A 12,077-nucleotide genomic window follows, 5' to 3' on the forward strand; every position below is an offset into this window, starting at 1 on the left:
GCCGCGAGGCGGCCGTCGTCGGGGTGCTCGCGTCGCTGGCCGGGACACTGGTCGGTATCGGTCTCGGCTACGGGCTGATCGCCCTGATCAGCGCCACGCCGGATGCTCGCCAGCGGGCTGCGCAGCTCGTGCGCCGCGTCCGAGACCAGGGCCCGCTGCCGGATGTCCGCCTTCTCCAGCCGGGCCAGCATCGCGTTCAGCGTCGTGGCCAGGCTGTGCACCTCGTCGCGCGCCTCGGGCACCGGCAGGCGATGGGAGCGAGCGGTGTCGGTGATCTCCTCCGCGCCCCGGCGCAGTGCCGTGATCGGCCGCAGGGTCCCGCCGATGATCACCCAGCTGACCCCGGCGAGCAGGATCAGCAGCAGCGGCGTGCCGACGAGCAGCACGTGCCCGGCCGTGGAGATGCTGGTCTGCACCTCGCTGAAGGGGCGCGCCGCGATCACCGTCCTTCCCCCGTCGGCGCTGAGCACCCGGACTCGCAGCACGTGCGGGATGCCGTACGGCTTCCCGTCCAGGAAGCGAGCCTCGGCCGCGCCGATCGCCTCGGCCCGGTCGGCGGCGTTCAGCAGCGGCACCAGCCGGTCGGTGCCGGCGGTGGTGTGGGTGATCCGCCCCGCGCCGTCGATCACCTGCAGGAGCGTGCCGTCCGGCGAGGTCACCTCGTTGGGCAGCCGCTCGGCGTCGGCCAGCGAGACCGTCTCCCTGGCCCGCTGGTAGATCGAGTCGTCGATGGTGCTCAGCAGCGCGTTGCGGAGCACACCGATCATCACGTACGCCGAGACCGCGAGTGCCACCGCCAGCACGGCCGAGGCGACCGCGGTCAGCCGGAAGCGCAGGCTCCGGCGCCGCCACAGGCCGACCGCGCGACGCCTTCCCCCCGGTGTCGCGCCGGTCGCCGGGGGCGGGTCGGCCGGAGGAGCCTGGCGGGGCCGGGGCGCGGGAGCAGCCGCCGTCTCAGCCACCATCGCCGGCCAGCCGGTATCCCGCTCCCCGCACCGTCTGCAGCGCGTTCCTGGAGAACGGCACGTCGATCTTGCGCCGCAGATAGCCGACGTAGACCTCGACCACGTTGGGGTCGGTGTCGAAGGTGTCCCAGACGTGCTCCAGGATCTCCGTCTTGGAGACCACCTCGTCGTGGTGGCGGATCAGGAACTCCAGCAGCGCGAACTCCCTGGGTGTCAGCTCCACCGGCGTCTCGCCCCTGGTGACGCGCCGCCGCGCCGGATCCAGTGCCAGGTCCCCGGCCCTCAGCACGGACGGGCGCCGGTGCGCGCCGCGCCGCAGCAGCGCCCTCAGCCTGGCCACCAGCACCACGTACGAGAACGGCTTGGTCAGGTAGTCGTCGGCGCCGAGGTCGAGCCCGTCGGCCATGTCGTACTCGCCGTCCTTGGCCGACAGCATCAGGATCGGCACCCAGTTCTCCTCCGCCCGCAGCTGCTTGCAGACGTTGTAGCCGGAGATCCTGGGCAACATGATGTCCAGCACCATCACGTCGTACTCGCCGTGCCTGGCCTGGTGGAGGCCGTCCTCCCCATCGTGCGCGAGGTCGACCACGAACCCCTCGGCCTGCAACCCCCGCCGCAGGGCCGCGGCCATCCGCCGCTCGTCCTCCACGACGAGAACCCGCATGATCCACCTCTTCTCTCACCTTGGACGTTCCCATCCTCGACCACCAGGCCTGAGAGGTGGCTGAGAATCCTGTGAGCCCTCTCAGTCTGTCTCAGCCTCGGCACAGGAGCCGTCCCGCAGGCTGCTGTTCACAGGCACTGACGGCATAGCGTGGAGGAATGAGATGTCAGAACGAGCGAGACGTGGACGCGCAGTGAGGTGGGCCGTGCCGGCCGCCGCGGTCGCGGTGATCGCCGGAGCCATCGGAGCCGGGCCGGTCATCGCCGCCGTCCAGGGGGATCCCGTCCTGCCCGAGCGTACCGCCGAGCAGCTGCTCGCGAGCGCGGCCCAGGCCGGCCGGGCCGGGTTGAAACCCATGTCGGGCACCGTCATGCAGACCGCCTCACTCGGGCTGCCGGGACTGCCGGAGGTGCCGGGCATGGGCGGGTCCTCGCCCATCGCCCTGCTCTCGGGCTCGCACGAGCTCAAGGTCTGGTACGGAGGGGCGGACAAGGTCCGCTTCGCCCTTCCCGGCCGGATGAGCGAGACCGACCTGATCACCAACGGCGACCAGATCTGGCTGTGGCAGAGCGACGAGAACAAGGCCACCCGGGTCAAGGCCGGGAGCGGGGAACAGGGCGAGGAAGCGGCCCGCGCCCACGAGGCGCTGCCCACGGCGACCACGCCGCAGCAGCTCGCCCAGCAGTTGCTGCAGCGGGTCGGCGCCGACACGGTGGTCAGCGTGAGCAACACCGAGAAGGTCGCCGACCGCGCGGCCTACCAGCTCGCGTTCGCGCCCAAGGACACCTCGTCCCTGGTCAAGGAGGTCAAGCTGGCGCTGGACGGGGAGACCCTGGTCCCGCTGCGGGTCCAGGTCTACGCCAGGAGCGCGGCCGAGCCCGCCTTCGAGGTCGGTTTCACCTCGGTCACCTTCTCCCCGCCCGCCGCGGAGAACTTCACCTTCACCCCGCCCGCGGGCGCCAAGGTCGAGGAGACGTCGATCGCCGAGATCCTCAAGGAGCGGGGGCCGGAGCAGGACGAGAACCTCAAGGACGCGGAGAAGCTCAGGGGCGAGATCAGCACCGTCGGCGACGGCTGGACCACGGTCGCGGTGATCCCCGTCTCCGAGCAGGAACTCACCGGCCAGGGATCGGGCCAGGGCGAGGAATCCGCGGGGGCGGGCGTCGGCGCGATCGGCGACGCCCTGCTGAAGTCGGCCAAGCCGATCAGCGGGACCTGGGGCAGCGGCAAGGTCATCCAGACCAAGCTGGTCTCCGCGCTGCTGACCGACGACGGCCGCCTGTTGGTCGGCGCCGTCACCCCGGAGAAACTGTCCGAGGCGGCCGGTCGGAAATGAGCCGGATGCCGACAGACGCCGGGCTCGCGGTGGACGTCCCCGGATCCCGTGTCGGGGATCCGGGGGGCGGTGCCCGGAGAGAGGCGCCCGGCGCGGAGCTCTCCATCGTCACCAGCGGGCTGACCAAGCGGTTCGGGAGCGGGCAGGTGGCCGTGGACGCCCTCGACCTCGCCGTGCCCAGCGGGTCGGTGTTCGGCTTCCTGGGCCCCAACGGCTCGGGCAAGACCACCACCATCCGCATGCTGCTCGGCCTGGTGGCGCCGACGGCGGGCGAGTGGCGGCTGCTCGGCACGCCGATGCCCGGCGGGGTGGGCGGCGTGCTGTCGAGGGTGGGAGCGCTGGTCGAAGGGCCGGCCTTCTACCCCTACCTGTCGGGCGAGGCGAACCTGCGCCGCTATGACGCCGCCGACCCGTCGGCCGACCCGCGCACCGTCTCGGCCAGGATCGGACTCGCGCTGGAACGGGTGGGCCTGGCCGCCGCGGCGGGCAAGCGCTACCGGGCCTACTCGCTCGGCATGCGCCAGCGGCTGGCCATCGCCGCCGCCCTGCTCGGCCCCAGGGAGTTGCTGATCCTCGACGAGCCGACCAACGGGCTGGACCCGCAGGGCACCCGTGAGGTGCGCGGCCTGGTCAAGGAGATCGCCGCCGAGGGGACCACCGTCTTCGTCTCCTCCCACCTGCTGGCGGAGGTGGAGCAGATGTGCTCCCACGTCGCGGTCATGCGGGCCGGACGGCTGGTCGCGCAGGGACCCATCGCCGACCTGCGGGCATCGGAGACGGTCAGGATCCGGGTGGAGACCCCCGACGTCGAGGCGGCGGCGGCGGTGCTCGCCGGACTCGGCCTGCCGGAGATCCGTCTCGGTGACGGCGACGTCAGCGCGGCACTGGGAGCCGGCCTGCCGGAGCAGGTATGCGCCGCGCTGGTCACCAGTGGCGTCGCCGTCCGCGGCCTGGCCGTCCAGCGACCCACTCTTGAGGACGTGTTCGTGGGCCTGACCGGAGAGGGATTCGATGTCGACGGTTAGCGGAAAGGAAGCCGTGTCCACCGAGAACGTCACACGCGCCACCCCTGACCAGGACCCGGCCCAGGGGAGGGACCCGGTCATGACGGCGGGTCAGGTCGCCGGTGGGCGCCCGATTCCCCCGCCGCGGGCGGTGAGCGCCCCCAGGGCGTGGCTGCGGCTGCTCGGCTCGGAGGTCGGCCTGACGTTCCGGCGGCCCAGAAACCTCGCCATGCTCGGGGTGCTCACCGTGATCCCGATGCTGATCGGCATCGCGCTGCGGATGTTCGCCGGGACCGGCGGGGACGGGACCGGTGCTCCGGCGATCTTCGAGCAGATCACCGGGAACGGGTTGTTCCTCACCTTCGCCGCGCTCTCGCTGCTGGTGCAGCTGATGCTGCCGGTCTCCGTCGCGATCGTCGCGGGAGACTCGATCGCGGGGGAGGCGGGCATCGGCACGTTGCGCTACCTGCTCGCGGCCCCGGCGGGCCGGACCCGCCTGCTGGCGGTCAAGTACGCCACCGTGGTCCTCTTCTGCCTGGCCGCCGTCACCGCGGTGGCGCTGTCCGCGCTCCTGGTCGGCCTGGTGCTGTTCCCGGCGGGCCCGATCACGCTGCTGTCGGGAGGGACGATCCCCTTCCTCGACGGGGTGCTGCGGATCGGCGTCGTCGTGCTGTACGTCACCGCCGGCATGGCGGCCCTGGCCGCCATCGCACTGGCCCTGTCGACCCTGACCGAGGTGTCCGTCGGAGCCATCGCCTCGACAGTGGTCATCGTCATCGTGGCCCAGGTCCTGCGAGCCGTTCCGCAGCTGTCCGCGCTCCAGCCGTACCTGCTCACCGAGTGGTGGAGCGGCTTCGACGGTGTTCTGCGGGACCCGGTGGCCACCGGCGACATGGGGCAGGGCCTGCTGGTCTTCGCCGCCTACGCCGCGGTCTTCTGCTCCATCGCCTGGGCACGCTTCACCGGCAAGGACATCACCGCCTGAGCTCAGGCGCAGCCGGGCACGCTCCCGGGGGCCACGTCGCGGCCACGCCCGCCTGCCACAGGCTCCCATGCCAGACCAGGGCGAGCTCGCGGTGGCGCAGGTCGCTCGGGTGCGAGTGGAGTACGTGGCGTACTCGACTCGCCCGTTCCGCCGGAGAACGCGAGACGGCCCCGGAGAGCTGCTCTCCGGGGCCGTCTCACGCTGGATCAGGAGGCGCGGCCGCCGCGGCGCAGGCCGAGGGCGCCGACCACGGTCCCGACGAGCCCGAGCACCAGGCCGGCCCCGCCGAGCAGGCGGGCGGTTCCGTCCGAGCCCTCGGACGCGGAGGCGGCGGGGGCCACCGAGGGCGCGGCCGATACGGCCACGGCCGACGGCGTCGCGGAGGCGGCGGCGCCGTGACCGTCACCCTCGGCGGAGGCGGGGGTGAGCTTCAGCACCGGGGCCGGACGCTCGGCCTCGGAACCGTCGGCCTTGGGCTCGTCCGCCCACTTGACGACCTCGCCACCGGTGTAGGTCTGGGTGGTGGGGAAGATGAGCTGGTCGGTGTCGGTGGGCAGCTTGCCCATGGACACCTCGAACTCCTGGAACTGGCCGGGTTCGATCTTTCCGCCCGACCAGATGACCTTCGTGACCGCCTCGGTGAGCTCGCCGTACTCGGTGGTGACCGGCTTGGGCAGCTTGCCCTCGACCACCTTGACCTTCCAGCCGGGTACCGGCTTGACCGAGACGAACGCCAGCGGGTGGTCGACGGGGAAGGTCACCTCCAGCTTGTTCGTGGAGGCGTCGTCACGCTCGTTCGGGACCCGGAAGGCGACCTTGGTGAAGCCGCCCTGCTGGGCGCTGTTGGGATTGATGGTGACGTGCGCGAGGACGGGCAGGGCGAGACCGAGGGTGAGGGCGGTGACACCGGCGGTGACGGTGGCCAGACGGCGGGCATGGGAAAGCGGCATGGGGGTTCTCCACTTCGGGATTTCAGGATTTCGGGGGGCGGGTCAGGCGGCGGGGAGTGGAGGACCACGCCGGCTGACGGAGTGACGGAGAACGGCGCGCGCGAAGACGGGCGTGACCGGGGTGCGGGCGGGACGCGGCGGAGCCGCGGCCACGGCCGGGAGCCGCAGCAGCCGGAACATCGCGCCGAGGCGGTGCCGGGCCGAGCGGAGCAGCGCCCACAGGGCGGTCTCGCCGCGGGCCAGCCACCATCCGGTGACCAGCGTCGCGGTGAGGTGCGCGACGAGCATGCCGAGGCTCTCGCCCAGCCCCCTGACGTGCGGATGCGGGGCCACCGGAATCCCGGTGGCGTCACCGAGGAGGAACAACTCGTGCAAGGACAGTTGCAGGACGGACAGCACGGTACTGATCGCCACGGTGGACCGCTCGCGCCCGGCGAGCAGCACGCTCACCGCCATGACCGCGGCTGCGCCGCTCGCCACCGCCCACGGCTCCGGCCCGGAACCGCCCGCGACCACGTGGCCGAGGACGGCGAGCGTCACGCAGACGGCCGAGAAGGCGGCCGCGCGCGTGAGGCGTAATGGGAGACGGGCGCGCATGGTGCCCCATATGCTCTCACGCCTCTGAGATGTCTGCCGTTTTAAGATTTTTGTCGCTATGGTGGCCGCGATCCTGACAGATCCTTCAATCCAAGGTGGTAGGGATGCGGCACGTTTTTGGGGTGCTTGTCGGGTTGGTTATGGCGGCGGTGCTGCTCTTCGGCGCCGGTTGGGCGGTGCAGGAGGCGGGGGCGAGCCTGGCGCCCCTTCCCGTTCCCGCGGAGAGCGGCTCGAAGGTCTGGATCGCCCTCGGGGTGATGGCCGCGATCGGCCTCCTGGTCGGCCTGGTGGTCGCCGGTCGGGTCTCCCCGCTGGCCACCTTCGTTCCGTCGATGGTGCTGCTGGCCTGGACCGTGGTCTACGCCCTGGACGTCCGCCGCGCCATGGGGCTGGTTCCCGACGACCCCACCTTCCACCCGTTGCTCCTGCAGGCGGGTCGCGGCATGGGCCTGCTGCTGACCACCGGTGTCTACGCCCTCCTCGGCGTCCTGCTGTTCCTGCCGGTGCTGATGCCCTCCCGCTGGGCGCCGCGGTTCCGGGACGAGGAGGAGTACGAGGAGTCCGGCGAGCAGGACTACCGCTGAGCTTCCGGCCACCGGCCTTCCCGGGGATCAGGCGGAGTAGAGGCGGGCGACCACGTCCTCCATGGAGGCCTCCCCGGGGGCGGTGGCGCGCAGGTCGTCGAGGGTGCCGTCGAAGGCCAGGCTGCCGCGGTCGATCAGCATGACGCGGCGGCAGAGCTTCTCTATGTCGCCCAGGTCGTGGGTGGTGAGCAGGACGGTGGTGCCGCGCTCGGCGTTGAGGCGGAGCAGGAAGTCGCGCATGGCGGCCTTGCTGACCACGTCCAGGCCGATCGTGGGCTCGTCGAGCACCAGCACGGCGGGGTCGTGCAGGAGCGCGGCGGTGATGTCGCCGCGCATGCGCTGGCCGAGGCTGAGCTGGCGGACCGGAGTGCCCATGAAGCCGGCGAGGCCGAGGAGTTCGGTCAGCTCGGTCAGCCGTCGCCGGAAGTCTTTTTGATCTACTTTGTAAAGGTGCCGGACCAGTTCAAAACTGTCCCGCAGCGGCAGGTCCCACCACAGGGTCGTCCGCTGGCCGAACACCACCCCGATCCTGCGTGCCAGCGCGGTGCGGCGACGCGTCGGATCGAGCCCGGCCACCCGGATGCTGCCGGAGGTCGGCGCCAGGATGCCGGTGAGCATCTTGATGGTCGTGGACTTGCCCGCGCCGTTGGGGCCGAGGTAGCCGACGAACTCCCCAGCTTCCACGCTGAACGACAGATCCCGTACGGCGTGCACGGTCTTTTTGGCCCTGCGGCGGCCCACGGTGAACGAGCGGCCGACCCGGTCGAGTTCGATCATGTGTCAACTTCCCGTCGAGCGGTAGCGGCGGATGCCCGCCCGCCAGGCCAGGGCGGCGACGGCGGCCAGGGCGACGGCCGCTGAGGGCGAGGCGAAACGGAGCCAGTACGGCAGGCCGAAGGGGTCCTCGCGGTCGAGCACGAACAGCGCGGGCTGCCAGTTCACGAACGCCAGCGGCACGACGAAGGTGACGCCCTTGACGAGCTCGGAGCCGTAGACGCTCAGCGGGTACTGGGTGAGGGTGCTGCCGCCGTAGGTGAAGGCGTTGGCCACCTCGGGGGCGTTGGTCAGCAGGAACTGCATGGCGCCGCCGAGGGTGAAGACCGAGGCGAAGATGACGACCCCGCACAGGACCATCAGCGGGATCATCCAGATCCTGCTCCAGGAGAGGCCGAGCTGGGGCAGGGCGACGGCGAGCACGACGGCGGCCTGTGCCGTCCTGCCGAAGCGGTGCACGCTGAAGCGGTCGACGGCCATCTGAGTGAAGGCGCTCGCCGGGCGGATCAGCATGGTGTCGAAGCTGCCGCTCCTGATGTGCTGGCTGAGCCGGTCGAGGTTGCCGAAGAGCATGTCGGCCAGGGCGAAGGACAGGCCGGAGGTGCCGTACAGGAACATCACCTCGGCCAGGCCGAAGCCGCCCAGCGACCCGGTGTGCTCGAAGATCACCAAGATCGCCGCCACGTCCAGCGCGTTGACCGCGAACGAGCCCAGCATCATCATGATCAGCGGCCCCGGGTACTGTGCCGAGGCTCTCAGCCAGGTCCAGGCCAGCAGGAGGTACGTCCTCACCGTCGGCCGCCCGTCCCGGTGGTCCTCCGCGTGCCGTCAACCACCCTGGATCACGACCTTCCTGCGGGCGGCGCCCGTGGCCAGGGCTCCCAGGGCCAGTAGTGCCACCGCCCAGGCGAGCTGGAACCCCAGGGCTTCCAGGACGTCTCGTTTGCCGAGGTAGAGGTCGGCGGGTACCTGCACCATGGCCGACCACGGGAGCGCCTCGGCCAGGGTGCCGAGCCAGCCGGGGAAGAGGTTCAGTGGCAGGACCATGCCGCTGAAGAAGAGCGTTGTCACCAGTGACAGCGACTGCACGCCCCGGTCGTCGACCACCCAGCAGGCGGACAGCGCCACCAGGTAGCGCAGGGCGAAGCTGACGACCACTCCCAGGATGAGGCCGGCTGTGAAGGAGAGGCAGGTCACCGGGTCGGCCGGCGCGACGAGGCCGAACAGCGCGGCGCCGACGGCCGTCGGCGGCAGGCTGCGTAGCAGGAAGAGGTATGCGGCCCTGCCGAGATCGTCGGCGAGGCTCCACATCTGCAGGGAGGCGGGGCGGACCAGGTCCAGGGCCACGTCTCCGCTGCGCACGCGTTCGGAGAGTTCCAGGCCGCCGCCGAAGACCTGCATGGGGCCGATGAACGCCTGGCTGAGGAAGCAGAAGGTGACGGCGTCGGCGAGGTCGTACCCGGCGAGGCCGGGGCGGGCCTGCCAGAGGGCGATCAGGACGTAGGCGCGGAGGATGCCGAAGACGGTGTTGGTGAAGGCTCCGGCGACGGCGGCGGCGCGGTAGGTGGAGTGGCGGCGGAAGCCGTATCCGGCGATACGCGCGTAGAGCAGGAAGGCTGCCTCCCGGTGGGCGTCAGAACGGCCCTCCCATCCTCCTGGGTGGTCTGGGGAGGGGCAACGGATTTTTGGCGATGAGCGGGTGCGAGCCGGTCACGGGATCCGGGCGGCGGGTGGTGGCCCGGTCCGATGTCGGGCTTTCGTCGGGATTTCACCTGGATTCGGTCGTGTCCCCAGCGTGTTGTATACCGATGCGATACATAGTTGCAATCTGCTCGATATGTAGAATCGCCGATAAAAGTATGTTATGAGGGGAATGTCCTTTTGTGGAGGTCCCCCATGCGCCATGAGATAGATATGGACGTCAGTCCGGCCTACCCCTTCAGCTGGCAGGCCGCGACCCTCAACGCGATCATGCGCGGCACCTTCAAGCCCGCTTCCCAGCTGCTGCTGAGAACCGACATCGGTTTCGTCGCGGCCTCGCGCATCGTGGCTCTGGCGGGCAGGGTTCCGCTCCGCCTGCCCATCCATGTGCGTGTGACGCCCGACGAGGCCGGGCCGTGTCCGGGAGAGTGGGTCCGCGCGGGCGAGGAGCTCGACGAGCGCAAGGTCCTGCTCTACTTCCACGGCGGGGGCTACTTCGCCTGCTCCCCGGTCACCCACCGGCCGATCACCTGGCGCCTGTCGGCCGCGGCCCGGCGGCCGGTGCTGGCGGTCGACTACCGCCAGGGCCCGGTGCACAGGCCGGCCGAGGCGCTCGCGGACGCGATCGCCGCCTACCGGTGCCTGCTGGAGCAGGACTACGACCCCGCCGACATCGTCTTCGGCGGGGACTCGGCCGGTGGTCACCTCACCCTGGCCGCGCTCCTGGCGCTTCGCGACCAGGGCATGCCGCTGCCGGCCGCCGCCGTGTGCCTGTCGCCGTGGACGGATCTCACCGGTGCGCCCCGCAGGGTCAACCGGATGCTCGATCCGCTGATCCCGGCCGGCCGCGTCGACTGGCTCGCCCGCCGCTGGACGGCCGGTCTCGACCCCCATGACCCCCTGCTCTCCCCGGTCCTCGGTGACTACACCGGTCTGCCGCCGCTGATGGTCGTCACCGGCTCCACCGAGGTGCTGCGCGACGAGGGCCGCCGGGTGGCCGAGCGGGCCCGTGCGGCCGGGGTGCCGGTCACGTACGAGGAGTGGCCCCGTATGCCGCACGTCTTCGCCATTCTCGCCGACGTCGTCCCCGAGGCCCGCAAGGTCTACTCGCACATCGCCCGCTTTCTCGCCGCCGCTCAGGACCTCCCGCCCGCCGGCGAGGTCTCCGCGCGGGACCTGCTCGCCCAGGACGTACCCGACCAGGGCCTCGCCGCGCAGGATCTCCTGGCCTCGGATCTTCCCGTGTCCGGCCTTCCCGCCGGGGACGCCTCCGCTCTCGGGACCCCGCCCGCGCAGTCCGGTTCCGCGGCGGCCTGAGCGCGGGGGCGGCGGACCCGCCGCGGTCCGGGTTTTCGATGTCCGGCGGTGTTCAGCCGCGCGGGCCTTTCCCGCTGGTCACGCCGTCCCGTCCAGGCGCAAAGGCATCCCGCGCACCACGGATTTCTTACCCCCAGGGATCATTCGTCTTACCTCTCATATCCCTTCTGGCCTGTCGGCAGCGAAGGGCGCTCGAATCCCGTCACAGTGTGCTTGCCGTAGCCCGCGCACGAGAGGCTCAACGAGGATGGCACGTGGGGGAACAGGTCCCATAAGCGGCTTGCCGACCGGTGTGCGGCCGCTGACCGTCGGGGACCCGGTCATCATCGGCCGTTACCTTCTGCTCGGCCGCCTCGGAACGGGCGGCATGGGCATCGTCTATCTGGCCCAGCACCCGCAGGGCGGGGTGGTGGCGATCAAGACCCCGCACCCGATGCACCTCAACGATGCCACGCTCCGCGCCCGTTTCGCCGAGGAAGTGAGATTCTCCCGGAGAGTGGTGCCTTTCTGCACCGCCGCGGTGATCGAGGACGGCACCGACAAGGACCGCCCCTACCTGGTGTCGGAGTACGTTCCGGGCCCCGCGCTCTCCCAGGTGGTCTCCACGCACGGCCCGCTCACCCCCGACCTGGCCTACGGCGTCGCCCTGGGGGTGGCCGCCGCGCTGGTCGCGGTGCACGAGGCCGGGCTGGTCCACCGGGATCTGAAACCGGGCAACGTGCTGCTGTCGGACACCGGTCCGCGGGTGATCGACTTCGGCATCGCCAGGGACATCGACGTCCTCGCCGCGCACACGCAGGCGGGGCAGGTCATGGGCAGTCCCGGCTGGGTCGCCCCGGAGCGGCTCACCGGCGGGCTCGCGCTGCCCGCCTCCGACATCTTCGCCTGGGGCTGCCTGGTGGCCTACGCGGCCGGCGGCCACCATCCCTTCGGCACGGGTGAGGCGGACGTGCTGACCCGGCGCATCATGGTCGAGCCGCCGAGGGTGGCCTCGGTGCCCGCGCTGCTGCGCCCGGCCGTCGAGGCCTCCCTGGCCAAGGACCCCGCCGACCGGCCAGGGGCCGCGGACCTGCTCGGCGCGCTGCTCGCCGCGGGTGGTGTGGGCGACCCGTGGGACCTCCGGGGAAGCCGCCCCGCATGCCGCCGAAGCCGCCGCTCCCCGCGGGACCCGCGGTGGGGTTGGTGCCGTTGACGGCCGAG

The 12,077-nt window shown here is 71.4% G+C and carries 13 protein-coding genes; 6 read left to right on the plus strand and 7 right to left on the minus strand.

All coding sequences use genetic code 11. The annotated features are described in order from the left end of the window. Positions 1-965 (minus strand): HAMP domain-containing protein (locus ABZ260_RS34910; protein ID WP_355626211.1); only part of this gene is annotated, 965 nt, incomplete at its 3' end. Continuing rightward, entirely contained in the window at positions 955-1,629 is a 675-nt protein-coding gene (locus ABZ260_RS34915; RefSeq protein WP_326640903.1) for a response regulator transcription factor, read from the minus strand. The genes ABZ260_RS34915 and ABZ260_RS34910, both read right to left, overlap by 11 nt. Positions 1,630-1,822: 193 nt before the next feature. On the opposite strand from ABZ260_RS34915, the gene ABZ260_RS34920 reads away from it, so the two are divergent. From ABZ260_RS34920 to ABZ260_RS34930, 3 genes are read left to right on the plus strand one after another with little or no spacing between them, the layout of a single operon-like run. After that, the gene (locus tag ABZ260_RS34920) at positions 1,823-2,965 is read left to right on the plus strand and encodes a DUF2092 domain-containing protein (protein ID WP_355626213.1); all 1,143 of its coding nucleotides are present in this window, start codon (positions 1,823-1,825) and stop codon (positions 2,963-2,965) included. Between the two features lie 5 nt (positions 2,966-2,970). Next, positions 2,971-3,990 carry an ABC transporter ATP-binding protein gene (locus ABZ260_RS34925; protein WP_355626215.1) on the plus strand — a complete coding sequence of 340 codons (1,020 nt, stop codon included), beginning with the start codon at positions 2,971-2,973 and terminating at the stop codon, positions 3,988-3,990. A gap of 13 nt (positions 3,991-4,003) precedes the next feature. Beyond that, complete coding sequence (locus ABZ260_RS34930) at positions 4,004-4,954, plus strand: ABC transporter permease (protein WP_355626217.1); 951 nt, start codon at positions 4,004-4,006, stop codon at positions 4,952-4,954. A gap of 206 nt (positions 4,955-5,160) precedes the next feature. On the opposite strand, the gene ABZ260_RS34935 is transcribed toward ABZ260_RS34930, so the two are convergent. Together ABZ260_RS34935 and ABZ260_RS34940 are read right to left on the minus strand one after the other, a co-directional pair. After that, on the minus strand, positions 5,161-5,904 hold the full coding sequence (locus tag ABZ260_RS34935; protein ID WP_355626219.1) for a YcnI family protein: 744 nt from the start codon (positions 5,902-5,904) through the stop codon (positions 5,161-5,163). A gap of 42 nt (positions 5,905-5,946) precedes the next feature. Then, positions 5,947-6,501 carry an MFS transporter gene (locus ABZ260_RS34940; protein WP_355626220.1) on the minus strand — a complete coding sequence of 185 codons (555 nt, stop codon included), beginning with the start codon at positions 6,499-6,501 and terminating at the stop codon, positions 5,947-5,949. 104 nt (positions 6,502-6,605) lie between these two features. On the opposite strand from ABZ260_RS34940, the gene ABZ260_RS34945 reads away from it, so the two are divergent. After that, entirely contained in the window at positions 6,606-7,085 is a 480-nt protein-coding gene (locus tag ABZ260_RS34945; protein WP_350920404.1) for a hypothetical protein, read from the plus strand. Between the two features lie 27 nt (positions 7,086-7,112). Here ABZ260_RS34945 and ABZ260_RS34950 read toward each other — a convergent pair whose 3' ends face one another. The 3 genes from ABZ260_RS34950 to ABZ260_RS34960 are packed head-to-tail and all read right to left on the minus strand — an operon-like array spanning position 7,113 to position 9,542. After that, positions 7,113-7,862 (minus strand): ATP-binding cassette domain-containing protein, encoded by a 750-nt coding sequence (locus ABZ260_RS34950; RefSeq protein WP_355562236.1) that lies wholly within the window; start codon positions 7,860-7,862, stop codon positions 7,113-7,115. A gap of 3 nt (positions 7,863-7,865) precedes the next feature. Beyond that, the gene (locus ABZ260_RS34955) at positions 7,866-8,651 is read right to left on the minus strand and encodes an ABC-2 family transporter protein (protein WP_355626223.1); all 786 of its coding nucleotides are present in this window, start codon (positions 8,649-8,651) and stop codon (positions 7,866-7,868) included. A 36-nt stretch (positions 8,652-8,687) separates the two neighbouring features. Further along, positions 8,688-9,542, minus strand: a complete 855-nt coding sequence (locus tag ABZ260_RS34960; protein ID WP_355626229.1) for an ABC-2 family transporter protein — start codon at positions 9,540-9,542, stop codon at positions 8,688-8,690. A 231-nt stretch (positions 9,543-9,773) separates the two neighbouring features. Between ABZ260_RS34960 and ABZ260_RS34965 the strand changes: the two genes are divergently transcribed. Then, positions 9,774-10,877: an alpha/beta hydrolase fold domain-containing protein gene (locus ABZ260_RS34965; protein WP_355626225.1), complete on the plus strand. Its 1,104-nt coding sequence runs from the start codon at positions 9,774-9,776 to the stop codon at positions 10,875-10,877. A gap of 280 nt (positions 10,878-11,157) precedes the next feature. Next, positions 11,158-12,069 carry a serine/threonine-protein kinase gene (locus ABZ260_RS34970; RefSeq protein WP_355626227.1) on the plus strand — a complete coding sequence of 304 codons (912 nt, stop codon included), beginning with the start codon at positions 11,158-11,160 and terminating at the stop codon, positions 12,067-12,069. The last annotated feature ends 8 nt before the right edge of the window (positions 12,070-12,077 follow it).

Source organism: Streptosporangium sp. NPDC006013, from assembly GCF_040614275.1.
In the GTDB taxonomy this organism is placed as follows: Bacteria; Actinomycetota; Actinomycetes; order Streptosporangiales; family Streptosporangiaceae; genus Streptosporangium.